This is a genomic window from Paenibacillus lignilyticus (assembly GCF_017942085.1).
Lineage (GTDB): Bacteria > Bacillota > Bacilli > Paenibacillales > Paenibacillaceae > Paenibacillus_Z > Paenibacillus_Z lignilyticus.
In genome coordinates this window covers 123,154-149,510 of record NZ_JAGKSP010000006.1, presented here as the reverse complement: position 1 = coordinate 149,510, position 26,357 = coordinate 123,154, and the positions used below count along the sequence as shown (strand labels likewise).

The following is a 26,357-nucleotide window of genomic DNA, read 5'->3' as shown; positions in this document are numbered from 1 at the left end:
TCAACATCCCTTCAGTTTACTTTCTCAGCTCTGCAGGGATCTCAGGTTTGTTAATAAATACGTAAGATCCCATGAGAACGAATACCCCTGCCACTCCAACCAGTACAGCTGCCAATCCGCGATATAGTAAATTCTTCATCTGTGTGTTCACCCCCTCTCTTTAAACGGAAGTAGGACTGCTTGTACAGTAAAAGCAACTGCCAGTAAATCAGAAACGAACAATAGATTTGATGCAACTATACATGAAGAAATGATTTTAAGAAGGGGGTAGTGCTTTGGAGAAATCCTAGCATATTTGTCGTAATTCGCCGGAGCAAAAAGAAGAACCATGATGAGGGAAAAGACGGTACCTCCATACACCCAAAGCATATGATTATCCAAGTGTATGTGTGGTAACGAAGACATTGCTGCTGTGGAGACAATAATACAAAACGTCCCCGATTTAAGATGATAACCGCCGGTCAGAAATCTTATCGTTGCAAATATGATGATGAAAAGAAAGGTTCTAAATAACTCCCCGGTCAACCAGCCAAGTATCAAGGAAAAAAGAGTAATTGAAGTCGTGTTCCAAATAATGCTTAACGCATAAACAATCACATCAACGGAAGGAGCGTTAGCTACATTATTGGCTGTCATTCGTGCGTTTAGTGTAACCGCTACTTTTCGAAGCATCTTCAGTATCCTTTCTCAAAGTAAAATACAGGAAGACAGGTACGGTAAACAGAAAAATAATACTCGCAAATAGAACGTAATCATCGTAGTTGTTACGGAAGATGATCGCGGTGATCATAGCTGCAACAATGCAAAATGATATTATGGCCAGCAGAATTGCATTTGTTCCTTTAATTTCAACATTAGATCGGCGTGATGTAGGAACAAAATCAAATCCCCAATTCTTATCGTACACCAGTTTTGCTAAGGCTAAATGAGCAAGACAAGTAATAACTTGTATCCCTGCTGCCGAGACGTCATTGCCAGCCACTGCCCCGAAGGAAACATTACTGATAACGCTTACCAAAACAATAAGGATCCCTTGTAAACCGACAGCCAGTATCCCAGCTAAATTCATAATGGCGGAATGAAAGATGGGAACATTGAACAATACCCATAAGACGATGACGAACAATCCAAACTGTATGTAAGTAGAAAGATCACCCACGGCTGAGTCTAGTCGAGTGAAATACGAGACTTGACTCATCAATGTAGCTACGAGAAACACGTTAACTAGTAATCTTCGATAAATGCTGAATCTAAATAGAGTGAAAAGTAAAATGAACATGCCCGAGTACTCAAAAATGGAACCGATAAGAAATAACAGATATTTCATGACCCTGATGCTCCCTTTATTTAGCTGTCGACTTTCCTGCGAAGATCATCAGATTCATCTCTATATGCTCTGATGGTTTCTTCATCCCATAAAGGTCCACTCTTTAGTTCCATGATCGGCTCAGGAAAACCTTTGGTTTTGCGCTTATGATGTAAGTTTCTTCGATCTATCCCGAGTATTTCCGCTACCTCAGAACTCCCAATTAGTTTAGGAAAACAATAACGTTTATTGGCAACCTGTTCCCTCAAGTCTTGGATTTCACTTACTAATTCCAGGATGCAATCTCCTATTGTCCCTCCCACTTCATGCGCCAGATCGGTGCATTTCTCAATTGATATGTTCAAATGATCACCTACCTACTACTTTGTTCCTATATTTTACATCGTACGAAAAAAGTGTATATACGTCAATTGCATATATACGCCAAATACATAAAAGAAGCTCGCATTTTGCCTGAAATGCAAAAAAAGTCGACGGCACGATGGCCGATCGACTTCGAAGGTAATTTGGACAGGGTGGTTCACTACTCCGCTTTGATCACTCGAACCAATCTATGTTCTTCATTTAGAAGAAAGATAGCATATACCTTGTCGCCTTCATATAAGGGTGTTTCTTTACGGAAATTAGATTCGGTGAACAAACAATGATCTCCGGAGTCATTGGTCGCATCATAGCAATGCTCATGGGGGCATTCAATTATGGTATATTCGGAAACGTCAGTGGGAGTGTTGTTCATCAAGCCGACCAGTAACGCTAAGGTCTTTATTAGGGATAGCGTAGTCATCTAGACAAGTACTCCTTTCTTTAGCTTTCCTCACTAAACTACGCTCACCGATGTCGTTATATGCTCTCCAGGCCGGTGATCCAATTAACGATTACGGACAGATCTCCCGATAAAAAGAATGTCGGACGATCATGTAGCAAGGAGGAGCCTTATGGATATCGCAGCTTTATCAATGTCTTTATCCCAAATCAATTTATCCCAAGCTGTCGGAATCAGTGTTCTGAAATTAGCCAAAGATCAAACTACGGAACAATCGCAGCAAATGATTCAAATGATGGAACGAAGCGTGCAGCCAAACTTAGGCGGAAATCTGGATATACGCGGATAAACATTCGCGTAGAAAGCAAAAAGCCTTGATAATCAAGGCTTTTTTTGATGCCGATAATACGATGGTGTGCACTGGTATACCGCGCGAAACATTTTGCAAAAATAACTGAAGTTGTCGAAGCCTGATTCCAGCGCGGCTTCCCCGACGGAGGTGCTGCTGTCTGCAAGCAGAGCTGCTGCAATCCGAATGCGCAGCAGATTAATGTACTCGACCGGGGTTTTGCGCATGAAAGACTTGAAAACACGCGTGAAATGTCCCTCGCTCATGCCAGCTTCAGCCGCCAGCTCACTAATGGTCAGCTTGCGCGCATAATGAACATCAATATAAGTCAGCACTGTCTTAAGCCTCTCTTGGGTATGCATATCGAGGGATGACCTCGGCACTTTGTGAACGAATGCTTCGCGGGACACATATTCCGCGAACAGCTGATACAATCCTGCCTTTAGTCGAAATGCCTTCGCCGGCTCTTCCGAATTCTCCAATTCAAGGAGCGGCGTCAGCCCTCGGCGCAGAGCCGCAGCCAGCTCTGATTCGGCGACAGCATGCGGCTCGGGCACAAGCCGACCGCGTTTGATCGGCTCTATATACTGAATCGTCAAGCTGTCCCCTTGACTCATTAACCAATCCGGATCGAACACTAATGCCGAATAGGAACAAGCCCCTCCGGTAGGCGAATATCCGCCATGAAGCTCGCCGCCCGGGATGAACAATACTTCCCCTGCTCCAACGGTATACGTCGATAATCCGATTTGAAATACGGCTTCCCCGCTCTCCACGAGCAGAAATTCCGCTTCTTCATGCCAATGATTATCGAGGATCGGTTCTCCAGCCGCTTGCTCCATCCGGTAGATTCCGACCGGAAGTCCCGGGCTGCCGTGCCGCCGATTCTCGCGCAAATGATGGATATCCATTGAACCCACCTCGAATATCAGTATCGTACTAATATAAAGCATAATAATGCAAGATAATATATTTTTCAATCAGTATACTGTTAGTATGTTCGAACAATTCAAGTACGATTGAGAGGATGGTCCGCAAACATGAAATTCAGCGACGGCTATTGGATGACGCGCGAAGGCTATCAAGTCCTTACCCCTTACGAAGTGCATAACGTTGAGGTTTCAAGCAATAGCATCACCGTATACGCGACACACAGTCATTTGGAGCATCGCGGCAATACGCTAAATGCACCGCTAATGACGATGGAATTCTCTTCGCCGATGAAAGATATCATCCGGGCGAAATTTTATCATCACAAGGGAGCTCGCCGCCTCGGCCCATCTTCGTTCCCACTGCTCGAAGCGAGCCAAGCGCCTGTTGAGATTGCAGATACAGCAGAAGCCGTCACACTCAAGAGCGGCGATTCCGAGGTAACCATTACGAAAGCGCATCCGCTTTCCATTACCTACACCTACAAAGGGAAAAAGCTCACTGGCAGCGGCTTCCGTTCGACCGGCTACGTGAAAGCAAGCAACGGCAACCATCATTTCCGCGAGCAGCTTGACCTTGGCATCGGCGAAACGGTGTACGGACTAGGCGAGCGGTTCACCCCATTCGTGAAGAATGGTCAAGTCGTTGACATCTGGAATCAAGATGGCGGCACGGCTACCGAACAATCCTACAAAAACATTCCTTTCTATGTGACGAACCGCGGCTATGGTGTTTTCGTTAACCATCCCGAGCTCGTTTCCTATGAAGTGGCTTCGGAGAAAGTATCCAAGGCTCAATTCAGCGTCGCCGGCGAATCGCTCGAATATTATGTGGTCGGCGGCGATACGCTGAAGGATGTGCTGTCCAATTACACATCACTGACCGGCAAGCCTGCACTTCCGCCTGCTTGGTCATTCGGCTTATGGCTCACCACTTCGTTTACCACCAACTACGATGAAGCAACGGTTACAAGCTTCGTAGACGGCATGGCTGAGCGCGATCTTCCGCTTGCAGTATTCCACTTCGACTGCTTCTGGATGAAAGAATATGAGTGGTGTAACTTCGAGTGGGACGAGCGTGTCTTCCCGGATCCGAAGGGGATGCTGGAGCGGCTGAAAGCGAAAGGCCTTCATATTTGCGTCTGGATCAACAGCTACATCGCTCAGCGCTCTCCATTGTTCGATGAAGCTGCAGAGCTCGGCTACCTGTTGAAACGGCCGGATGGCAGCGTATGGCAAACCGATATGTGGCAATACGGCATGGGCATTGTAGACTTCACAAACCCGGCCGCTTGCGACTGGTTCAAGAGCAAACTGGCCGTTCTGCTTGACATGGGTGTGGACAGCTTCAAAACCGACTTCGGCGAACGTATCCCGACGGATGTCGTCTACTTCGACGGCTCCGATCCACAGCAAATGCATAACTACTATACGCAGCTGTATAACAAAGTCGTCTTCGAACTGCTGGAAGAGAAACGCGGCAAAGGCGAAGCAGCGTTGTTCGCCCGTTCCGCAACGGCCGGCGGCCAGCAGTTCCCTGTACACTGGGGCGGCGACTGCGAAGCGACGTACGAATCGATGGCGGAAAGTTTGCGCGGCGGTCTGTCGCTCGGTTTGTCCGGCTTCAGCTTCTGGAGCCATGATATCGGCGGCTTCGAACAAAGCTCCCCGCCGGATCTGTACAAACGTTGGGTGGCATTCGGCCTGCTCTCCAGCCACAGCCGTCTGCACGGCAGCACATCGTACCGTGTGCCTTGGCTGTATGACGAAGAAGCAGTCGATGTGCTGCGCCACTATACGAAGCTTAAGCTGCGCTTAATGCCGTATTTGTTTGGCCAGTCCGTCCAATCCGTGAAGATCGGACTGCCGGTCATGCGCGCCATGGTGCTTGAATTTGGCGACGATCCAACCTGCGATTACATTGACCGTCAATATATGCTTGGCGATTCCATTCTTGTTGCTCCGATCTTCAACGCTGACGGCGAATCCACGTACTACTTACCTAAAGGTACCTGGACGCACTACTTGAGCGGTGAGCAAGTCGAAGGCGGCGTTTGGCGCAAGGAATCATTCGATTACTTCAGCATGCCGCTGTTTGTCCGCGAGAACTCGCTGATCGCGGTAGGCGCGGAAGACAGCCGTCCGGATTACGATTATGCGGCAGGCGTTACCCTTTCGTTGTACGCGCTTCAAGATGGCGCAACCGCTACTTCTGTAGTGACGACCGTTACCGGTGAAACTGCCTTTACGGCTACAGCAAGCCGCAAAGGTTCCACGATCACGATCGATACAGAAGGCAAGTCCGAAGGCTGGAGTATCATCCTCCACGGCGAACATGCAGTAGCTTCCGTTCAAGGCGGACAAACCGATTCCGGTTCGGAAGACGCTCGGATCATCCCCTTGTCCGGAGCATCCAAACTGGTTATCGAACTAGCTTAATTCAGCAACTATCGAAGCTGCTTCAAAAGTGCATCCAATGACTTTTGAAGCAGCTTTACTGTTATACGCTGCACATACAAAAAGCCCGCTTCCACCGAATTTCCGGTAGAGACGGGCTTTATCCGTTTTCGAATTCGCTTAACCTTTAACCGCTCCGGCAACCATTCCTTTGATGATGTACTTCTGCAGGAACAAGAAGACCGCAATCGGCGGAATCGAGGTGTACACGACAGCCGTTAAGGCATACTGCCACTCACTCTTATACTGACCAAAGAACTTGTAGGATGCCAACTGCAGCGTTGACTGCTGGCCATTGAGCATAAGCAGCGGCAGCAGGAAGTCATTCCAAATCCACATCACATTCAAGATGATGACCGTGCTGATAACCGGAACCATAACCGGAAATACAATGCGAATGAATACGCCGTACCGCGATGCGCCATCGATAGCGCCGCTTTCTTCCAGCTCGATCGGCAGCGACTTCACGAACCCGTGGAACATGAATACCGCAAGCGGAGCGCCAAGACCCCAGTAAATAACGCCTAATCCGCCAAGCGAATTGATAAGGTGGAACGTCTTAGCCAGCTTCGTCAACGTAATCATGAAGGATTGGAACGGAATCATCATTGGCGAGATCGCCAGGAAGAACAGAACCGTGCTCAATCTTGATTTGGTCCGTGACAGCTTGTAGCCGGCCATAGAACCAAAGATTACGATGCCTGTAACGCTTAACAATGTAAGTAAGAAGGTATTAACGAACAGCTTCGGATACCCCATAAGGCCCCAAACGGCCTGATAATTGTCGAACATCAGTGTCTTCGGCAGCGCCAAGATGTTTGTCAGAACCTGCTCATAGGTCTTGAAGGAGTTGAACACAACAAGAAAGAGCGGATACAAGAACAATAGAGCCAAGATCGCAATGACAATCTCCAGAATAAAGTTAAATCTTTTCTGACTGCGGTGTGTCATGCCTCCACCTCCCTGCTTTTCGTAAAGCGAACTTGAATGATCGTAATGAGCAGGATGAGCACAACGAACACCAGCGATTTGGCGGTTGCATAACCAAAGCGATTATTTACGAAGGCTTCGTTATAAATATCTATTGTGATGCTGTTCGTAGCGCCGCCAGGTCCGCCAAAGGTTAACGTATAAATGATATCAAATACTTTCAACGAGTTCGCCAAGGACAGGAACAACGCGACGGTGATCGAAGGCATGAGCAGCGGCAGCGTGATTTTGAAAAACCGACTGATCCCGACACAGCCGTCAATGGATGCTGCCTCCAGCAAATCGCCGGGTACGGACTGCAAACCTGTAATATAGATCATCATGTAAAAGCCGACCGACTGCCAAATCCCTACGAACAAGATCGACCAGAACGCCAAATGCGCGTTGCCCAGCCAGCTCCACTGAAACAATTCCCAGCCTGTTGCCGAGTACAACACGTCGAAGCCTTTCGTGAACATAAACCGCCAGATAAAGCCGATAATAATCAAGCTGATGATGTAGGGCACGAAGAACGCTGTCCGATATAAGCCGCGTAATTTGAGCGCTTTCGTCAGGACAACCGCGAGCAAGATTGCAATGACATTCGTCAGCACAACTGCCAGCAATGTGTATTCTAGCGTGAAGACGAGCGCCTTCAGCGCGTTTGTGTCCGAAGTTAGAAGTTCCTTGAAGTTCTTAAGCCCAATAAACTTAATATGTTTTCCAACGCCATTCCACTTGGTTAACGAATAGTACATGGACATCATAAAAGGGATGATTGCCGATATTAAAATGCATACCATGGCCGGTACGACGAAAACGCCAAACTCGATTCTGCTTCCCCATTTATTTCGTGTATTCATCATCTCACTCCACCCGAATGCTGTAATGACAGCCTTAGCCGGAAGGAGCACTTCCGGCCGGACTGCCTACTAGATGTTTGCCTGCTGTCAAACGAATGTTATTCCGCAGCTTCCGCTAGTGTACGGTACGTTTTGTTCATTTCTGCTTTCGCGTCGTCTGCATTTGCGCCGCCTGCAATGTACTTCTGCAGAATTTCGCCGGCTTTCTGTTCGAAGCCATCCGGCCAGTACCCTTTTACCCAAGGATAAGTTACGCCGTTTTTAAGGATCGTTTGCGTTTCTTTGGACAGCTGAGCATCCGGGAACGGTGCAGCGGCCACTGTCGAGATCTGTTTTGTCCCTACCGGAATGAATGCTTTACCCGCTTCGGATGTTGTCATCCAATCGAGGAACTTCAGCACTTCTTTCAAGTTCTCGGAATCCTTGTTCACGCGCCATACGATATTGGAGTCAACCATAAGTCCCGCTTTGGAACCGTCATCGCCGACCGGTCCGGGCATAAAGCCCATATCGATGCTCGGGTTCAGCTTACGAACGGAATCCTCGACCCAAGTACCTTGATGCATCATCGCGGCTTTGCCTTCTGCGAACAGGGCAACCTGCGAATTCAAATCGGTTTCAAGCGGCTTCGGATTGCCATATTTGGTAGTCAGATCGATCAGTTTGAAAATATTCGAGGCTGCCGGAATGTCAAACAGCTTCTTGTCGCCCGCATTCAATTCGTCAAACGTCTTCGCGTAATCGCCGCCCATGGATGCGAGCACTTGCGTGAACGTTTGCTCCAATACCCACCACTCTTTGTAGCCGTTCGAGAATGGGATAATGCCTTTGGCTTGCAATTTCTTAGCCGCATCTTCAAGCTCTGCGAATGTTTTCGGCAATTCGGTAATGCCCGCATTCGCGAATAGCTTCTTGTTATAAACGAAAGAATGCGCTTGTAGGACGAGCGGGAAACCGAGTACTTTGTTATCGAGCGTAACGCCCGGAAGCGCCGTAGGAACGATGTTCTTCATGAACGGCTCATTGGTCAGGTCGTATACATAATCTTGATAGGTTTTGTTCTCGTTATAAGCGCCCGTCATGAAGATATCAGGAATGTCGCCTGAGTTAATGCGGGATTTCAACAATGTCGGATAGTCATCCTGATGAATCGTAGCGGTAATCGTTACGTTCGGATGCTCTTTCTTGTAATCGGCAGCGAGCTTATTGATCGCTTCCGTCATCTCCGGCGCATACTGGAGAATGTTGATCTCGACCGGTTCCGTGCTGTTGCCGCTGTTTTCATTCGTGCTTGTGTTGTTGCCTGTATTGTTACTGTTCGCATTGCTTCCGCATGCCGTTAATAGTGCTGGCACGAGCGCTGCGGTCGCCGCCAGTGTTACCCATCTTTTTGCTGCCATTATCGTAAGCCTCCCCTGGTTGTTTAACGCTTACAAACTAGTATGTTTTCCTTGGTGCTTCCTTATTTTCGTCTGAATCGCCTTCGCGAACAATGTAAAAAACAAGCGCCTTATGGGTAAAAAAATGACGAGTGGACAATTGATGTCCACTCGCTCTTCTCATTCCATCTTCGCCCTGAACTCTTGAGGGGTCAGACCCGTATATTTTTTGAACGCTTTGCTAAAATAATTCTGATCGCGAAAGCCGACCTTCTCGCTGACCGTTTGGATTTTGAGCGATTTGTCGCTCAGCCATTCCTTCGCTTTCGCCATCCGAATGTGCAGCTGATATTCATGAATGCCAATCCCGTATTTCTGCTTATAGATTCGGGTGAGATGCTCCTTGCTCATATGAAACCGTTCGGCAAAGAACGAAACGGGCAATTCCTCATAATAATGCAGCTCAATGTAGCTTTTAATGCGCTCCTGCACGGACAAGGATCCGCTCTCAGATCGCCGTAATTCCGCAAGCGCCGCAAAGAGTGGATGAAAATACGCCAGCACTGCGGCCTTGAAGGCTGTAAATTCGAGCACTCTGCCGCGGAGCGTACGGTCAAACTGTTCCATTGCCGATGCAGATTCAGACGAATCGCCATCTTTAAGCTGCGCAGCTAACATCTCCGCGAACATTCGCAATTCATCTTCCATCGCGATCATGCCGCTCATCGTGACGACACCGGATGCTTCAATCTCCTCCAGCCATTTGCGCAGCTCTTGCATCGCTTGCCGCTCGCTGCCCGATTCAATCGTTTGTTCGAATAAACTCCCTCGCTCCAGGAGCGACGGACGCTCCCCTTCCGCATCTTTCAAGGCCGGCCGCAGATCGATCATATTGAGCGCCATCAGCGATCGTAATGCCGCAGCATACGATTCTCCGAGCGCATCGATGCCGACAAGATGTCCCTCTGAAGCGACAAGCTTGATCGTAAACAATGCTGTCAGCTTGTCGATCATCCCCCGGATCCCAATACTCTGGTTAGCTCCTGCGTCCGATAAATTCACAACGGCAACGATCTCCATTGCGTCTCGATTGTTTTTGAAGCTGAACGACTTCCCGAAACGCCCGAGAAGCTCATCTACGGCGTTCGTTAAGGCAAAATAGAACGTATGGGAATCGCCGTAGAACTTGCGTTCAATAACCTCCGCCGCATTCAGCAGCTTGAAGACGACAACTCGGCAAAGCGCCTCGCCTGCATCGGTACCCAGAACGGCTTCCAGCTCCTGAATATGATGGAACCGGCCGTTACCGTCAATGATGGATGAATAGATCTTCTCTTTGACAAGAGGCGCCGACAAGTTGCGGTAAATGCGAGAGCTGCTGTCAACGAGCAGCTGCTCGCGCCGTTTGTTAATCAAGGTGACGGCACGTTCAATTACATCATTGAGCTCCGCTTTGCGAATCGGCTTCAGCAAATAGTCGATGGAACCGGCCTGCATGGCGCTTCGGGCATATGCAAAATCATCAAATCCGCTGATGACAATGTAGCATGCATCCGGATGCGCAGTGCGGGCTTGCTGCAGAAACTCTTCTCCGCCCATCAGTGGCATTTTCATATCGACAAATACGATATCCGGCTTCTGTTCCGCGAGCAGTCGAATCCCTTCCTGCCCGTTACCCGCTTCCGCGACAATTTCGATCTTATGGTTGTCCCATTCCCCAAGAGCCCGAATCGCAAGGCGGGCCGGCTGCTCGTCGTCAATGATGATAGCCTTGTACATAGGGTCTCTCCTCCTTTAAGGGCAGTGTCACGATGACTTCCGTTCCAGCCCCGTGCTGGCTGTCAATATACAGTCCGTACTCCGGACCAAACAACAGCTTGATTCTCGCATTCACATTGTTAAGTCCGATTCCTTCTCGATATTCGAGCAGATGGCTGTCCAGAAAAGCACGAATCTCGGTTAATCGTTCGGCGGATATGCCCGGGCCGTTGTCCGACACGGTTAACGCTAACAGCCCGTCTCGGCTTGTCGCGCTCACGATTACATCCATATCACCTGTCATCTGCTCAAGTCCGTGCTTGATCGTGTTTTCCACTAAGATCTGTACGATCATCTTCGGAATCCATGCTTCTTTCACGGCTTCCTCGACCTCAACATGAAGCCTCAGTCTCGTTCCGAAGCGAGCCTGCTGTAGCAGCATATAGTTGCCGATGTGGGCAAGCTCCTCTTTGACCCGTACCGTTTCTGCTTCCTTAATGGAATAGCGCAGCGACGAAGCAAGCGCATCCACCATATCCTGAATGCGATCCATCCCGCTGATGATCGCTTCGGTAGAAATCGCTTGGAGCGAATTGTATAGAAAATGAGGATTAATTTGCGCCTCCAGAGCAATCAGCCGCGCATTGCGCTCATTTAACTGCATTTCGTACCGTTCGCCAATGAGATCATTGATTTTGACAATCATTTGATTGTACTTGCGCGACAAGTGAGCAATCTCATCGCTCCCCTTAATTTCTCCTTGCACCTCGAAAATCCCATCTCCGAGCATCACGATTTGACGGGACAGCTGCATAAGCCTTCTCGTTATCGCGTTAGCCGCTATGACAATAACCGAGATCAGCAGCACAACAGCCGCCGAGCCTACAATGAGATTAATCCAGCGCGCATTCGCGGCTTCCTTATTAAGCACGCTATACGGCGTCAATGTAACCAGCTTCCAGCCGTTATGAGGGGAGACATTATAAATCGCCAAGTAGCGCGTATCACGGATGGTCCAGCTTCGCTGCTCGGTATCTACGGCATCTACCGGAATGGAACGCAATAGCTGCGCTGTTGAATCGATCGTAAGATTAGGCCCTTCCGCATAGAACAGTTCGTTAGCTTCATTGAAAATCCCGATATATTCACCGGACTCGCCGGTGATGTCCTGCAGGATCCGTTTGATTTCTTTCAAATTATAGGTGATGGATATCGCCGCAAGCGGCTTCTTGTCCGCAATATTGATCAAGATGCGATGAAAGATCAGAAAGTTGCCGTGGTCCGTTTCACTGAGGCCGTAGCCTGACTCAATGCTTCGAAATTTATGACTTTGCGCCGCTTCCCTGTACCAACGTTCTCCCTCGGGCGCAATCGTTGCCTCCTGACGAAGGTTGATGAAGGTTTTCGACATGGTGTATTGCAAGCCGGTCTTCGGAGTATAGATGGACAACGCTTCTATATCGTCACTGGAGTAGTATAAGTTCTTCAACTGATTCTGGATATACAGCTGACTGCCATATTCTTTCGAAATAATCGCATCCATGAACTGCGAATCTTTGCGAAGCGAGATCGAGAGCTCATCGATACGGTCCAAATAACCGTCCAGATTCTGATTGACCAGCTTAAGAATTTTACGATTGCTTTCAATAAAATGATCCCGATTCATACCCGCCGATTGCAGGTAGGACAAGTAAGACAGAAGAATAACGATACATGCCGCAATGGCTGAAAACAGCATGATCAATTGATTGCGAAGCTTACTTGCGATGTAGCCGCGAAACGTTTTCCACAAATTAACAATCACATCAGGTCCTCCAAAGCAGAATAGTACCATTATAGCGCTTACCCGAAAATAAACAATTTACGGATTAGACTCCTTCGCTTATTGGTTCTCATATGCTGACGAAGAGGAGTGATTCAAGCATGCCAAATTACAGAATTATCGTGGATTTATCGGATCGACATCTCTACCTGCTTGACGATAATATCGTCGTTCGAGGGTTCCCTGTTGGCATTGGCAAAATGCTCACTCGCACTCCGACCGGGGAATTTACAATCATCAATAAGCAGGAGAATCCGGGAGGTCCTTTCGGCGTGTTGTGGATGGGTTTATCGAAGCCGCATTATGGCATTCACGGCACCAATGACCCCGGCTCCATTGGAAGAGAAGTCTCTCATGGCTGTATTCGCATGTATAATAATGACGTGCTTGCTTTATCCGCGCTTGTTCCGATTAATACCCGGGTTACGATTCGACCATAATTCCGCATGATTTGCACCTTCCGTTGCAACTTTAATGATAGAAGGTGCGTCTACATAATTAAGACAATCCATCCTTTAAGAGGTGAATTCACTCATGTTGAAACGGTTTGCACTGTTTACGATGATGCTGCTGTTATTTCTGTCGGCCTCACAATCGGTTTGGGCATTCTCGGATATTAAGAACGACCCGAATGAAGCGAAGATCGCGGAGCTTCAGAAGATGGGCATTCTATCCGGAAGCGGGAAGAACGATGTGTTCCAGCCGAAAGGCAAGCTCACTTATGCGGCAGGCATTACAATGATTGTGAAGGGACTCGGACTGAATATTGACAACATCCGTTTTATTAAGGAACCGAAAGTAACGGATAGTTTCCCGAAAATGAAGGATGATGCTTGGTATGCCAATTCCTTTATCATCGCTTCGTTGAACGGACTTGAAATTCCAAGAGACACCGATCCCTCCGCTCTGATGACGCGAGAGCAATTTGCCCACCATCTGATGAAGGGAATCCTCCGTCAAGGCGACTTTGCCTTCATTGATTTGTATGTCGTCATGAAGGATGAAGCCGATGTCGAGCAAACCTATATGGACAGCATTCAGAAGCTTCTGATTCTCAAAATCGCCCAGCTGGACAAAGAGCAAAAATTCTCGCCTAAATCAGCTGTGACGCGCAGCGATGCGGCAGGCTGGTTACATGGCGCCATTCAATTCGTGAAGAATACGCCGCCTGTTCCGCCGGTTGAAGAACCGGTCCCGTTCCCGCTCTACGATTTGCAGCTTTCCTCGAAGGCCGTTAACAGTGAGATCACGGAGGTGACGGTATCTGCTCAAGCGCCTAATCCGGGTTACGGGCTGCGTATTTCGTCGATCTCGTTCGAGGGCGATCAAGCGATTATCCATGTCGAGCCGATCTATCCGGATAAAGACAAATTTTACGCACAGGTGATTACGAATGTCAAAGCCGTCACCTATATCGCTTCCGGCTTCAAACCGGTTCTCGGCGAGGCCGGAGCATCGGTTGGCGGTTCTACCGGCATCATTGGCGGTAACGGAACGTCTTCCGGCTCCCCGGCGCCGGATATGGCAGTTGGCCAATAATTCGCATTGAATCCAATGAAACGAGAAACCCCTCAAAGCAGTGATGCTTTGAGGGGTTTCGTCATGGTTTAGGGCAGAAATCCTTGCTGGCCAAAATAAACCTTCCCCTGCGGCATCAGTTCGCTCAGCTGCTGCAGGAAGAGATCCGCTGTCTGAGGCGTATATAACGCTTCATGGCCCAGCTCCCGATAGCGATCAGCCATCTTTAACTGTGCCGTTCGTTTCCCTCCGCTGCCGTCCCCGCGGAAGAAATCATCGACAACGACTCTCTCCACGGTAGCTGCGATGACTCCGGCAAACCGGTCGCTGCATGGAAGCAGCGGCGATACGGCTGCCTGCACCGGAATGCCCGCTTCCCGCAGCTCTCGGATCGCCCGCAGCCTCGCAGCGAGAGGCGGTGCGTCCGGAGTCAGCTTCTTCCGAACCGTCTCCAGATCCGTCTCGAGCGTCACACTGATTCTCACCCGATCGCCGAGTAGTTTAAACAACTCGATATCCCTTAGCACCAGCGGGCTTCGAGTCTGAACGAGCAGAAACTGCGGCGGCTCTTCGGCCATGATTTCGAGCAGCTGCCTCGTTACGCCTTCCTTGAATTCTGCCGGCTGATAGGGATCGGTAGCTGACGACATAAATACCGTCACCTCACCTTTGGCGAGCGCCTTGCGCCATTCCTTGCGGAAAGCATCCGCCTCAAACCGTTTCGGCTCCACCCATTCTCCCCATGGTTCACTGCGAAACATCGCGATTGGCATCCGTCTGACATAACAGTAGGAGCAGCCAAACGAGCAGCCCGCATACGGATTGAGCGTATAGGCATATCCCGTTAAATAGCCGGAAGCCGGATTGAGGAAGCGCACGGCCGCCGGCTTCTTCTTTGCAGGTTCAGATGCGGATGCATTCATATCGCTTCCACCTTTAATTGGCCTCACCCTGCAGCTCGGCAAGCATGGGGATGCGCCATTCGATTTCACTTCGGCCAAGCTCCCGCAAATATTGATTCGCGCGCGTGAACGGGCGACTGCCGAAGAAGCCGCGGCGCGCCGCAAATGGACTGGGATGCGCGGAGGAGATAATGAAATGGCGATCCTGATTAATGGATGCCGCTTTCTCCTGCGCATGTTTCCCCCACAGAACAAATACCACAGGCTGCTCTCGATCATTTAACGCTGCAATAACCGCATCTGTGAAGCGTTCCCACCCTAAGCCTTTATGGGATGCCGGCAATCCGGCTTTTACCGTCAGCACATTGTTAAGCAGCAGCACGCCTTGTTTCGCCCAAGCTTCCAGAAATCCGTGGTCCGGGATTGGAAGGCCAAGGTCCGTCTGCATTTCTTTATAAATATTTTGCAACGATGGCGGCGTCTTCACGCCCGGCAGCACGGAGAAGCTTAGCCCATGCGCCTGCCCCGGTCCGTGATAAGGGTCCTGCCCGATAATGACTACTTGCGTGCCTTCATACGAGGTGTAGTGAAGTGCATTAAAGACCGCTCCTTGATCCGGGTAAACCAGTTCTGTCTCATACTGCTCTGCTAATTGCCTGTTCAAATCGTGAAAATAGGGCTTTTCCAGTTCCCCGCTCAACACTTCTGCCCAATCATTGCTAAGTACGAATGTCATGTTGTCCCCCATAGGTTGAAATAAAAAACTCCTCTGCCGTCATTCTGAGTTCAGTCAGAAGTGGTGCAAAGGAGGTTGTCTGTTGTGATTCGTTTACCGTTATTTTAGCATATTGCGGGGATGATTACAAAAAGTTCTGCACGCTTAAGAATAGAAAAAGGAGCCTTTGCAGGCTCCTTCCCGACGGTGATCGATCGTTGAATTCTTCCATTCTCACACTTAACTTCGTCTGAAAAACTTGGGCACCGCTTATTACTCTCCGGTTTTAGCGGATCGTTATCAGCGCGTGTGTTCAGATCTGCTCTGCGACACAACCCCTCGCTTCCATTTATCGTGAAGTGATTAAATAAATTCCTCCAGTAGCCCTAGCACCAAAAGGTCCAACGGAACCACACCTCTCTTCACACCGTCAAAAATTATAATGCACCAAATGTGCCCGCTTTATTCACCGCATATTAAAAATGTTGAACTGCCGCACGATTCACCAGTTCGACCTCATGATAAAATTGTTTGTTACTATTCGATTGAAAGTAAAACCTGTGATCTGTGAAATCCACATAAAAAACAGGAACTTTCGGCTTTCTCGAATGTTTGGCACCATCGCCGGGGGTTGTTGCTTTGGCCTCAGCCGTACAGATAAAGTCGTATCCGTAATTGCTGGTTTCATGATGAGGCAAATAAAATACGGACCCCTTCTGGGGGACAAAATAAATCGATTCTTTCGTTACCGATAAGAATCCATAACCGGCATCTCCCCACGCCTCAACCGACAGGATGGGCGTTTCCTTGTATTCTTTTCGAATTAGCCGCTCACATCTCTGTCTCTTCAGGTTCTCCATGGCGTTATATAGAATGGGCAACACCACACACCATAAAGGGCTTAGCTTGATGTATAATTGATTCCCCCAAAACAGCCATGTAACCAGTCCAACGGTGAAGACCAGTAAAAATATAGAGAGCCTCAAAAAACTTCTGCCAGCAAATCTACTTCTCACTGTTCATAACTCCTTTAGTTATTTTTATACCATTTCTCGCTGGATACAATAAAATAATAACGAGATTCAAACGGCCCGTCTGTTGACTTTAAGTCACATTGCCTTTATTCTCATTATGTATGTATGGGAAATAATAGGGGGTTAATAGGTAGCAATGGATATATGTCTGGAGTTTGGACAAAGAGTGAAAGAACTCCGAGCCAGAAGCGGAATGTCGCAAGAACAGCTGGCATACAGATCTGGACTAGACCGTACGTATATAAGCGGAGTTGAACGGGGAGAACGAAATATTAGTCTGGTAAATATTCAGAAGATTACCTCTGCACTTCAAGTCACCATGTCTTATATGTTCTCCGTTGAGCGATTCTCCTTAACGCCTACATACCTTCCGAAAGACTTCAAAATCCCCTTTAAAGAGCGATTTAAATACAACCTGGATCCGGAAAAGAAAGTGCTGGCCTTCTCGGTTAGCGGGTTATTCTCAGGCAAACAGGATGTAGATTATTTGACTTCGGTCATCCTAGGCATCTGTTCGGCTTATGGGCCCAATGAGCTTGATATATTGGTCGATCATCGGGAAATGAAAGCGTCAGACGGTGAAGCCGTTGTCTATTCACCCGGTATCGCGGAACAAGCAACTATCTTCCAACAGGAATTAACCAAGTATAGCAATCGCGTGGTTGCCCTCTGCAATTCGGAGTTTATGGTCCAACAATTAAATCATGTGGCCAAGACGAGCGGCATCTTCGACAAAGCAACGCATCTCTACGATAAAGATAAAGATATGATCGGACGGGCCTTCTCGCTGCTCGACATTCACAGTAACGCACTCATAAAACCGGCAAAATAAAAAACCTCCGTTGCAAGTACCTGATTCAATCAGATACCGCGATGGAGGTTTGTATTTTTCTTCAACCACTGAGTCGCCTCTTCCAGAATGATTCGATCTCGGAGCATCATGTACCGCGTTGAATAATCGCTGACGGCGCTGTTCATGAACACGATGGCCTGATTAATATGAACCCACTTCACTTGCATGCCGAGCATGATCTCGTTGTCAGTAAGAGATGTAGCACCGGGCAGGTCTACCACTTTCGCTATGTAACTGTACGATCGCTGGAAAAACTGATTCCTGTTCTTATGTTCATCGATATACCCCAGTTCATGCAGAATGGTTGCCATGCAGCCCGTTTCTTCTCTTATTTCACGCAAAAATGCATCCGCGACGTCCTCTCCCTCTTCTACTCCACCCCCCGGCAGCTTATAAAGCTTAAGCTTCGTCATATACATCATCGCGACTTGTAAGTGGTCATTAACCAGCACACCTCTGGAAGCGTGCCTGGACACGCGCTGCATGAGCTCTGGGTTACCCCCATCGAAGTCACTGTCTGTGATTGTTCGAAGTAGTTGCACTTGCTTCACCTCGCTGTTGTTTGGGGAATCCATACAAACTTTCATTACAGTAAATTATATTTCCAGTAGATGGGATATGGCAATACCATAAGCAGCTAATATCCGTTGGATATAAAGTCCTTACAGGACGGCTACTTCCACGCAGCTTGCTTTCCCTATAATGTTCAGCTTGGGCTAAATAAAAAACCGACCTGCTCTCGCAAGTCGGTTTTTTATTTATTCTTTTACTTATTCTTACAGAGAACTCTTCAGAGCTTCGATGCTTTGCAGCAACTGATCCGCAAAGGCGGCGTCGATCTTTTTCCCTTTCTCCTTGTTGATATTCTTTTCTAGCTGTTTGAAATCATTCGCGTCCAGTTTGCCTTTCGCTTGTTCCTTTTGGATTTTTTCAATATCCGATTGAAGAGACTTCGCGGTTTTGGCGTCCGCGATCAAACTGCCGGTTTCCCCTAGAGTTATCAGTTCGTCTAGTTGAGCGACTTCGATTGTGATTTCCAAACTGAACGTCAGCGTCGCTTGATGACCGAAGTTATCCGTCGCCGTAACAACGATCGGATACGTTCCAACCGCGAGGCCGAGCGGATTAACGGAAACCGTTCCGGATGTCGTCTTGCCGTTAAAGGATACGGTCAACGATTGCAAGCCGCTTCCGCTGTCGATTGCGGAGAACGCGATCGATACGGCTTCCGTTTGGAGGAACGACAGATCGCTCGGAGCAACGATTTTCGGCGGCATTGTATCAATGGTGACGAGGCTTTCGCCCGTTACGCCCGATCCATCCTTCGCCGTAGCAACGACTTTGACTACTCCCTCAGCAACCGCCGTCAGTAGGCCGTTCTGGTCGATCGTCGCTTTGTTCGTTGCGTCGCCATCCGCGCCGACGACCGTCCAGGAGACGGATTTATCGGTCGCGTTCTCAGGCGTTACGGTCGCGGACATTTGCGCCGTTTCTCCCAGAGCGTCGATCGACGATGCACCCGTTACGATGATACCGGTAACCGCTATATCTGCTGGGGTTTCCGCCTCCACCAGATCGGATATCGCCGCTTGCAGTGCCGTAGCCGCCGCATCAATCTGCGCTTGGGTCGCGGCAATGTTTGTCACAATAACCTTCGCATTGTCTAAGGCTGTTTCCAAAGCAGCCCAACTCGCCTCCGTGTACTCGGCTTCAACGAGCGCTTCGCCCTCAGCTATCAGCTGTTGCAGCGCGGAAGTATCTACCGAGACGTTGCCCGGCTTATCGTCCGGGTTCCCAATGTCGACAGGAATATAAGTACTTTCGCTTGGTGCTGATATCGTCATTGGCTCGGTGTAGCCGCAGATGCCCAAATACCCTTCGTTCGGAAGATAATTGTTCTCGTCAATCCAACTTGCGACGATCGTGTCTCCCGCCTTGACGCGAATCCACACGCCATAGTCGGTGTTCACGATACTAATTTTGACGAGCGTGTTTGTATACGCAGGTACAAAGCCTTTGTTGTCCGCCAGGGCCGATCTGCCGTCATCCGACAGAATGCTTGCACCGGGCTTCCACAGTTCCGGCCAGTGCTGAATCTCAAAGGAACCTTCCTTGAAGATAACACTGTATTTTGTGCCGCTCCAAGGGTTGTTTAGAAGATCTACGTCAGTTGGAGCCCGCAGGGTAAAGTTGGGGAACGCCCCGGTGTTCATGCCGGACTCAAAGCCCACCACGAACTCGGCATCGCCGAATTTTCTGCCGGTGTAACCTGCAGTTCCAGCCCCGACGGGGGTCAACTCTTTATTATTATTCGCCCAGTTAATTGAAGTCCCTCTGGATTGCCAGTTGTCCTTATCTGCGATGACCGCGCCCATATCCACATATTCGGTCACGCGTCCGAGTTTGATGGACGATTCGGTCGCAAGGCCGAAGTAGCCGGGGGCGGAGACGTTTAAGTTATTTTCATCTCGAACGGAGAACAGCGTTTCGTTTCCGCTCTTGAGCGTCACGGTCACGCCGCCGTAGCCGCTTTCGTTGACGTCATCCCATACTGCGCCGGCCTTTAAGAGCCGGTCGTTAATGTCTACCGTCCACTGTCCCAATTGGAGATCCGAGCCGTTGTAATAACGGGTCAGTGTGGCTGTCGTGCCTTGAATATCGATCTCATATCTGTTGGCTGTCCGCGTCGCCGCGGTTGCACGGAGTATGATGTTCAGGTCGAGCGCGTCAAGATCTTCACTCTCGTCCAGTTTCAAATAGAAGTCCTTGTTACTGTACTTTTCCTGGGTGTAGAACGCGACGGCTGATTGGCCGGCCTGAGCTGCCAGGGTAAGACCGGACGTTTCGTCTTTCACAAACGACGATTGGTTGGCTGCAGTCCACTCGGAATCCTCATACAGCATATCGTCCAGCAATGCCACTGGGGAATTGAGCATCGGGTACAGATCGTCGCTGACGGGTCCACCGTCAGGCGTAACGTCGGCACGCACAACCGAGAAGTCGTCCACCAGTGCTCGTGATCCGGATGTTGTTTTTTTGGCATAAACCGTGGCTGCTCCGGTTTCATCTGCAGTAAATTTGATCGATACCGATCGCCATGCCGGCCGGTCCAATTCATCTTTGAGAGTAGTTGCACCGACATTCACGCCTATTTCCACCTTTTGCCCTTCGGCGCTGCTGCCGTTGCCCATCCGTGCAAAGCCGCGCAGCACGTATTCCACTCCAGGCTCCAGACCCGTAATCTCCTGCTCGAGTCCGATATTCTGACCGGTCAGCTCCACTGCGTTCTGATCGCGGGCATGAGCGTTATCGGCAGATGAGCCGGCTTTGACGATAGATGCGCTTCCTGTGCCTGTCTTTGCCCAATAAGGCATCGAGCCCATGCTCGGGAAGTCCACGCGCGGCCACTCAAAACCGCTGTTGAACAGCAGGTTACGGTTCGCATAAGGCAGGAATTGCGGGCCGCTGCTAACTTCTTCGGCCGTTACCGGAGTGCCCTTCAGACCGGCAGTCCAGGTATCTCCCGGCTGGTAAGCGCCCATACCGACCGCGCCGGAACCGGATTTCAAGGTAAAGTCTAACGCCGATGGGTTGTTAAAGGTTGCGGTTCCATCGAGGTCGTCATTCGGTCTGCTGTAGTTGTCCAGCACAACCGCGCCGACGTTGACGTTGTCCGTACCCACGCCGCGGGAATCCACGACGTTGTTCATAAAGACGTCCATGTACGCGTCGCCGGGCGAGTTCGTATAAATTTCAGGGTTCGAGTGGCTGGTTGCTCCGTTGTATACCGTATTGTTGACCACGGATATAAACTCGGAGCTCGAGTTAATGAACACAGCCGCCCATGGCAAATTCCAGAATACATTGCCGTATACCAGGGCGTTTTTGCAGCCCAGATCAAAGTACACGCCATTGGAAAATTCGCTGTGGGAATCATGGATTTTGTTGTGGTGAATTTGGCTGTTACCAAAATCGTTATAAGCGAAATACATCAGCCCTGCGTCGGTGCTGTGCCAGTTGCCGTCATGGATGTCATTGTAGGAGATTTCGCTGGCGTAGAAGCTGCCGCCGATCAGAGTGCCGCTGGCGTTATAGATCTGGTTGTGGCTGATCAAGTGGTTTATTCCCGAAATGGTGATCGAGAAGGTAAACAAGGTAGGACCGGTAGTAGCGTCATGCAGCTTGCTGTTGACGATCTTGTTGCCCTCGCCCTCGACGGTGACCAATGCACCGGCAGAATAGGCGATCTCGCTGTTGATCAAGGTGTTGTTCTTTCCGCCCACGATGATGCCGCCCCGCTCATTGTCCGGGGACAGGAACTCGGTGACATATTTGGCCGTCATGTGATCGACTACATTGCTCACGCCGTTACGCATGGTCAGACTGCAGCCGTTCAAATCGATGCCTTCGATGTGGATGTACTTACGGCTGGACAGATCCAAGCCCCATTCACGTGCTTTGTAACGAACATCCAGATCGTTAGGATTCATGCCGTTCGGGAGCTGTAAATACAAGGTTTCGCTATTCTGGTTATAGTACCACTCATATGGCGCGTCCAGAGCGGCAATCGCGTTTTGGATATAGTAATGGAAATCGTTTCCTGAGGCGTAGCCCGTTGGGCCCAGCTCGTAGAAATTCATGTTTGCAAGATTAAGCCAGCCAGGCGTGGACGAGACGACTTCCGCGCCGGATAAGTTCCATCCGCGGTTGTCCATACCCACGATGGCCGCGCCGTCCCATGTACCGGCGGGTTGATTCATCTCGGGGTCGCGCAGCTTGCCCGTCGGGGTTGACCATCCGCCGGTGCTGCCGTTCTCGCCGTCGAACACATAAGTCAGCCAGTTCGGACGATAGTACGCGTCTTCCTTCGCAACGTTCGGATACCTTGACGGCAGCATGGCTTCGCCGTCCACAAAAATTTGATTGCGGTAATTGCCCATCGGCAAGCTAACGTCTACTTTCCAGAGGTTGGCGTCATTTGCGTTAAATTGCACCGCGCTCGGGTTTGACGCCGTCTGCCATGGCTCGGTAATCAGGTTCGCGCCGGAGATAACCACGTTCTCGCCATCTACAGTTTTATAGGTAATGGGGTGATCAGCCGTGCCATTGTATTTCGGACGTACGGATTCCTCATATACGCCCTCGTGAACGATTACAGTTTCGCCGGGCAGGAGAACATCGGCTGCCTTCTGAATCGTAAGGAAAGGTTCAGCCTCGGTTCCGGGGTTGCTGTCGCTGCCGGTCTTGGCCACATGATAGGTTTTATCGCCTACCTGATCAGTGTCGGCCGGATCAGTCTGCTGGCCCGTGCCGTCTGTATTGGGCGCTCTGTTATAAAGCGCAGCATGCTTGGTGTCGTCTAGTACGGAGGTGAATACGGACAGCTCATCCAGTACACCGGTGTACGCGCTTTCATTATAGCCGCCACCGCCGAACCATTTGTAGGCTTGCAGATTAACAGGGAACGTGGATGTGTAGGTCTTTCCACCGATCAGACTGCCGTCCGCATACAGAGCGACTGTTTTCGCCGTCGCGCTGAAGGAGAACGACAGGTAATGCCAGTTGCCGTCGGCCAAATTCCCCGCCGGCGCGGAAATGCTGCTATCCCAAGCGGAGCCATCCGATCCGTAAGATAGGAAATTTATCTTGGTGTCGGTGTAATTGTTTTCACTGGTGCCCCAACCGATGCTCCACCAGACTTCTCCATTATGTAACCCCCAACTGCCATCGGAGCCGCCATATGGTGGGGCCATTAAAGAGCTGGATGTTCCGGGGCTGGGAGCGGAGGGTTTTACCCAAACACCCATCGTAAGATCGTTTACATTCGCGAACCGAGCACCGTAGTCGATTGTGAGCCCACTCGCACCTCTGCTGTCCGTGGAGATCGCGGAAGTATCCCCCCGGCCGCTGTGATCGATATCCCATATATAGTTGGTCAATGTGGCCGTCAGACCGTCCGAAAGGGCGCTGGAGGTCGAACCATTACCCTCATTGAAGGGAAACAGGATCTCGCCTTGGAAAGGATCGCCTGAATTGCCGCCATCGCTCGTATTAGGCGCTCTGTTAAATAGCGCTGCATGAGCGGTGTCGCCCAAAACGGACGGGAAAACGGAAAGCTCATCCAGAAGGCCGGTGTACGCGCTTCCATTATAGCCAGCACCGCCGAACCATTTGTAGGCTTGCAGATTAACCGGGAATGTGGAAGTGTAGGTCTTCTCACCGATTTGACTTCCATCCAGATACAGAGCGACTGTTTTCGCTGTCGCGCTGAAGGAGAACGCCACATAGTGCCAGTTGCCGTCGGCCAAATTCCCCGCTGGCGCCGAAAGGCTGCTCCCCCACTCCGAACCATCCGATCCGTAAGAGGTGAAGTTTAACGTTGTGTCGTCGTAATTGTTTTCACTGGTTCCCCAGCCGATATTCCACCAGATTTCTCCGGCGTTTAACCCCCAATTGCCCGTGGTACCGGCATAAGGCGGGGCCATTAAATAACTGGATGATCCCGGAGTGGGAGCTGAGGGCTTCACCCAAACGCCCATCGTTAGATCATTTACATTCGCGAACTCGGTACCGTAGTCGATTGCGAGCCCGTTTTGGCCTGTCTGATCATTGGAGATTGCGGAAGTATCGCCCCGACCGTTGTGATCGATATCCCACTCATAGTTGTTCAATGTGGCCGTAAGATCACCCGAAATGGCGCTGGAGGTTGAACCATTACCCTCATTGAAGGGGAATAGAATCTCGCCCTGAAAAGGATCGCCGGGATCGCTCGGATTGCCGCCGCTGCTCGTATTAGGCGCTCTGTTATATAACGCTGCATGCGAGGTGTCGTCGAGAACAGAGGGAAAAACGGAAAGCTCATCCAGAAGGCCGGTATACGACTTATCCTGGTACCCATTCCCTCCGAACCATTTGTACGCTTGCAGATTGACAGGATATAGGGAACTATAATCTTTTTCCCCGATCTGATTGCCGTCCACATAGAGTGCAATTGTTTTCGCCGTCGCACTTAAGGAAAACGCCACATAGTGCCAATTGCCGTCGGCCAGATTCCCTGCCGGCGCTGAAATGCCGCCATTCCATTCGGAACCATCCGATCCGTAAGATAGTAAGCTTATACTTGTGTCAGCGAAGTTGTTTGCACTGGTCCCCCAGTTGATACTCCACCAGATTTCTCCATTGCTGAAGCCCCAATTGCCTGTCGTGCCGCCATAAGGGGGAGCCATCAAAGAACTGGTTTGTCCGGAATTGGGAGCTGAGGGCTTGACCCAAACGCCCATCGTAAGATCATTTACATTCGCGAACGGAGTGCCGTAATCGATCGTAATCCCGTTTTTGCCTGTTTGATCATTGGAGATTGCGGGAGTAGCGCCCCGGCCGTTTTGATCCCACACATAGTTGTCTAATGTAGCCGTTAGATCGCCCGAAAGGGCACTGGAGGTCGAACCGTTCCCCTCATTGAAGGGGAAAAGGATCTCGCCTTGGAAGGGATCGCTGCCGGTAGTGGTTTCTGCGAAAGCTGTCGCCGGCAGCAGAGTAAGTACCGCCAGCAAAATGCTGAGAACCAAAGATGTCAGACGTGAAGCCAAACGTGATGTCCGTTTATGCTTGTTCATTTTATCATTCCTTCTATGGTATATTTTGCGAAACGATCCATAGTTCTTCATAATGGCAAAGGTAACTTCACCTCATCTCCCATTTGTAGCGACAAAAAACGGCTGCAATCTCCTAAATCTCGTGTCAAGATGCAGGCGCTTAATCATCGTCAACTTGTATTTTAGAGTCATCATGAAAATCAGAAAATGAACATCTCTACGATTTTTGGACAAATCTTGTTGAAGCTTCCTATTACGCCTCTTTATTTATTTCGATGGGAAGCAAGCTGGCAAAAATAAAACGGCTGCCTTATCCGGCAGCCGTTCGGTCCATCATCGATATTTCTATTCCAAGCCACAAAAAAACTCCTCCTCATCACTTTAGCGGCATGTGATGAAAAAGAGTATTATCTTCGCTTTTATTTGGTATGCTGCAAATCCCCTATAAAAATGGAAAAAACCTTGATTCATCAAGGTTTCTTGTTGGATGCCGAGGACGGGAATCGAACCCGTACGGTGGTCACCCACCGCAGGATTTTAAGTCCTGTGCGTCTGCCAGTTCCGCCACCCCGGCATGTTTATGATTGTGGAATGGTGGGCCCTGAGGGACTCGAACCCCCGACCAATCGGTTATGAGCCGACCGCTCTAACCAACTGAGCTAAGGGCCCTTACGATAATAATCGAAAGGTTGGTTGCGGGGGCAGGATTTGAACCTGCGGCCTTCGGGTTATGAGCCCGACGAGCTACCGAGCTGCTCCACCCCGCGTTAACACTCATTCACTACAAATCATTCAATGGCGACAAGAAATAATATACTATATGATCCATGAATAAGTCAAGCAAATTTTTATGGAAGGAATCGAACGCCGAATCTTCCTTTCCGCGAACGAAATACTTCGATCTCTTGCGGACATTCATATCCGTATACCCACCAGTCGTTTTCCATCCGTCTAACCAGACATCCGGCTTGAAATTTGGTCTCGTACAGACGCCCCCAATACACCCATTTCATGTCACTTACTCCCTTCTTCGCCGTTTCGCTTAGAATGCCCCATTTTCGGAAAAAACAAGCATCGGCTCTTAACGGTCTCGACAAAAAAACCGCATCGACGCGAAATGCGCC

21 protein-coding genes and 3 tRNA genes are annotated in these 26,357 nt (G+C 49.7%); 5 read left to right on the top strand and 19 right to left on the bottom strand.

From position 1 onward, the window contains the following. Positions 1–16 precede the first annotated feature (16 nt). Genes I8J30_RS16490 through I8J30_RS16475 form a run of 4 tightly spaced genes read right to left on the bottom strand, consistent with a single transcriptional unit; the run spans position 17 to position 1,671 of the window. Positions 17–139 carry a cyclic lactone autoinducer peptide gene (locus I8J30_RS16490; RefSeq protein WP_143111631.1) on the bottom strand — a complete coding sequence of 41 codons (123 nt, stop codon included), beginning with the start codon at positions 137–139 and terminating at the stop codon, positions 17–19. Between the two features lie 8 nt (positions 140–147). Beyond that, positions 148–672, bottom strand: a complete 525-nt coding sequence (locus I8J30_RS16485) for an accessory gene regulator B family protein (protein WP_210659526.1) — start codon at positions 670–672, stop codon at positions 148–150. Then, on the bottom strand, positions 623–1,327 hold the full coding sequence (locus I8J30_RS16480) for a hypothetical protein (protein ID WP_210659524.1): 705 nt from the start codon (positions 1,325–1,327) through the stop codon (positions 623–625). The genes I8J30_RS16485 and I8J30_RS16480 overlap by 50 nt, the downstream gene beginning before the upstream one ends. A 20-nt stretch (positions 1,328–1,347) precedes the next feature. Continuing rightward, entirely contained in the window at positions 1,348–1,671 is a 324-nt protein-coding gene (locus I8J30_RS16475) for a helix-turn-helix transcriptional regulator (RefSeq protein ID WP_210659522.1), read from the bottom strand. A gap of 591 nt (positions 1,672–2,262) precedes the next feature. Between I8J30_RS16475 and I8J30_RS16470 the strand changes: the two genes are divergently transcribed. Further along, positions 2,263–2,439 carry a YjfB family protein gene (locus tag I8J30_RS16470; protein WP_210659521.1) on the top strand — a complete coding sequence of 59 codons (177 nt, stop codon included), beginning with the start codon at positions 2,263–2,265 and terminating at the stop codon, positions 2,437–2,439. A 32-nt stretch (positions 2,440–2,471) separates the two neighbouring features. Here I8J30_RS16470 and I8J30_RS16465 read toward each other — a convergent pair whose 3' ends face one another. After that, positions 2,472–3,350, bottom strand: coding sequence for an AraC family transcriptional regulator (locus I8J30_RS16465; RefSeq protein ID WP_210659512.1), 879 nt, complete (start codon positions 3,348–3,350; stop codon positions 2,472–2,474). Between the two features lie 129 nt (positions 3,351–3,479). On the opposite strand from I8J30_RS16465, the gene yicI reads away from it, so the two are divergent. Continuing rightward, positions 3,480–5,807: an alpha-xylosidase gene (gene yicI / locus I8J30_RS16460; protein ID WP_210659510.1), complete on the top strand. Its 2,328-nt coding sequence runs from the start codon at positions 3,480–3,482 to the stop codon at positions 5,805–5,807. 138 nt (positions 5,808–5,945) lie between these two features. Here the strand turns inward: yicI and I8J30_RS16455 are convergent, their stop codons facing one another. The 5 genes from I8J30_RS16455 to I8J30_RS33735 form a co-directional block, all read right to left on the bottom strand. Further along, positions 5,946–6,776 carry a carbohydrate ABC transporter permease gene (locus I8J30_RS16455; RefSeq protein ID WP_210659508.1) on the bottom strand — a complete coding sequence of 277 codons (831 nt, stop codon included), beginning with the start codon at positions 6,774–6,776 and terminating at the stop codon, positions 5,946–5,948. After that, positions 6,773–7,660, bottom strand: coding sequence for a carbohydrate ABC transporter permease (locus I8J30_RS16450; protein ID WP_210659506.1), 888 nt, complete (start codon positions 7,658–7,660; stop codon positions 6,773–6,775). The genes I8J30_RS16455 and I8J30_RS16450 overlap by 4 nt, the downstream gene beginning before the upstream one ends. A gap of 95 nt (positions 7,661–7,755) precedes the next feature. After that, positions 7,756–9,057, bottom strand: coding sequence for an ABC transporter substrate-binding protein (locus tag I8J30_RS16445; protein ID WP_210659504.1), 1,302 nt, complete (start codon positions 9,055–9,057; stop codon positions 7,756–7,758). Positions 9,058–9,216: 159 nt separating this feature from the next. After that, positions 9,217–10,815 carry a response regulator transcription factor gene (locus I8J30_RS16440; RefSeq protein WP_210659502.1) on the bottom strand — a complete coding sequence of 533 codons (1,599 nt, stop codon included), beginning with the start codon at positions 10,813–10,815 and terminating at the stop codon, positions 9,217–9,219. Beyond that, complete coding sequence (locus I8J30_RS33735; protein ID WP_210659500.1) at positions 10,793–12,598, bottom strand: cache domain-containing sensor histidine kinase; 1,806 nt, start codon at positions 12,596–12,598, stop codon at positions 10,793–10,795. Before I8J30_RS33735 ends, I8J30_RS16440 begins: the two co-directional genes overlap by 23 nt. A gap of 119 nt (positions 12,599–12,717) precedes the next feature. Here I8J30_RS33735 and I8J30_RS16430 point away from each other — a divergent pair, with 119 nt between their 5' ends. Together I8J30_RS16430 and I8J30_RS16425 are read left to right on the top strand one after the other, a co-directional pair. Then, positions 12,718–13,056 (top strand): L,D-transpeptidase, encoded by a 339-nt coding sequence (locus I8J30_RS16430; RefSeq protein ID WP_091219395.1) that lies wholly within the window; start codon positions 12,718–12,720, stop codon positions 13,054–13,056. 94 nt (positions 13,057–13,150) lie between these two features. Beyond that, the gene (locus tag I8J30_RS16425) at positions 13,151–14,155 is read left to right on the top strand and encodes an S-layer homology domain-containing protein (RefSeq protein WP_210659498.1); all 1,005 of its coding nucleotides are present in this window, start codon (positions 13,151–13,153) and stop codon (positions 14,153–14,155) included. A 68-nt stretch (positions 14,156–14,223) separates the two neighbouring features. Here I8J30_RS16425 and I8J30_RS16420 read toward each other — a convergent pair whose 3' ends face one another. The 3 genes from I8J30_RS16420 to I8J30_RS16410 form a co-directional block, all read right to left on the bottom strand. Beyond that, positions 14,224–15,057 carry an SPL family radical SAM protein gene (locus I8J30_RS16420; protein WP_210659496.1) on the bottom strand — a complete coding sequence of 278 codons (834 nt, stop codon included), beginning with the start codon at positions 15,055–15,057 and terminating at the stop codon, positions 14,224–14,226. Between the two features lie 13 nt (positions 15,058–15,070). Continuing rightward, positions 15,071–15,772 (bottom strand): uracil-DNA glycosylase, encoded by a 702-nt coding sequence (locus I8J30_RS16415; RefSeq protein ID WP_210659479.1) that lies wholly within the window; start codon positions 15,770–15,772, stop codon positions 15,071–15,073. 455 nt (positions 15,773–16,227) lie between these two features. Then, positions 16,228–16,767, bottom strand: coding sequence for a hypothetical protein (locus tag I8J30_RS16410; protein WP_210659477.1), 540 nt, complete (start codon positions 16,765–16,767; stop codon positions 16,228–16,230). A gap of 154 nt (positions 16,768–16,921) precedes the next feature. Between I8J30_RS16410 and I8J30_RS16405 the strand changes: the two genes are divergently transcribed. Beyond that, the gene (locus tag I8J30_RS16405) at positions 16,922–17,617 is read left to right on the top strand and encodes a helix-turn-helix domain-containing protein (RefSeq protein WP_210659475.1); all 696 of its coding nucleotides are present in this window, start codon (positions 16,922–16,924) and stop codon (positions 17,615–17,617) included. Positions 17,618–17,646: 29 nt separating this feature from the next. Here the strand turns inward: I8J30_RS16405 and I8J30_RS16400 are convergent, their stop codons facing one another. The 6 genes from I8J30_RS16400 to I8J30_RS16375 form a co-directional block, all read right to left on the bottom strand. Next, a complete protein-coding gene (locus I8J30_RS16400; protein ID WP_210659473.1) occupies positions 17,647–18,180 on the bottom strand; it encodes an NUDIX hydrolase in 534 nt (177 codons plus the stop codon). 234 nt (positions 18,181–18,414) lie between these two features. Then, positions 18,415–25,254, bottom strand: coding sequence for a LamG-like jellyroll fold domain-containing protein (locus I8J30_RS16395; RefSeq protein WP_210659472.1), 6,840 nt, complete (start codon positions 25,252–25,254; stop codon positions 18,415–18,417). A 467-nt stretch (positions 25,255–25,721) separates the two neighbouring features. After that, positions 25,722–25,807, bottom strand: a tRNA-Leu gene (locus I8J30_RS16390). 18 nt (positions 25,808–25,825) lie between these two features. Continuing rightward, positions 25,826–25,902, bottom strand: a tRNA-Ile gene (locus tag I8J30_RS16385). A 21-nt stretch (positions 25,903–25,923) separates the two neighbouring features. Beyond that, positions 25,924–26,000: transfer RNA gene (locus tag I8J30_RS16380), tRNA-Met, on the bottom strand. Positions 26,001–26,081: 81 nt separating this feature from the next. Further along, positions 26,082–26,246: a hypothetical protein gene (locus I8J30_RS16375; RefSeq protein WP_177245843.1), complete on the bottom strand. Its 165-nt coding sequence runs from the start codon at positions 26,244–26,246 to the stop codon at positions 26,082–26,084. Between the last annotated feature and the right edge of the window lie 111 nt (positions 26,247–26,357).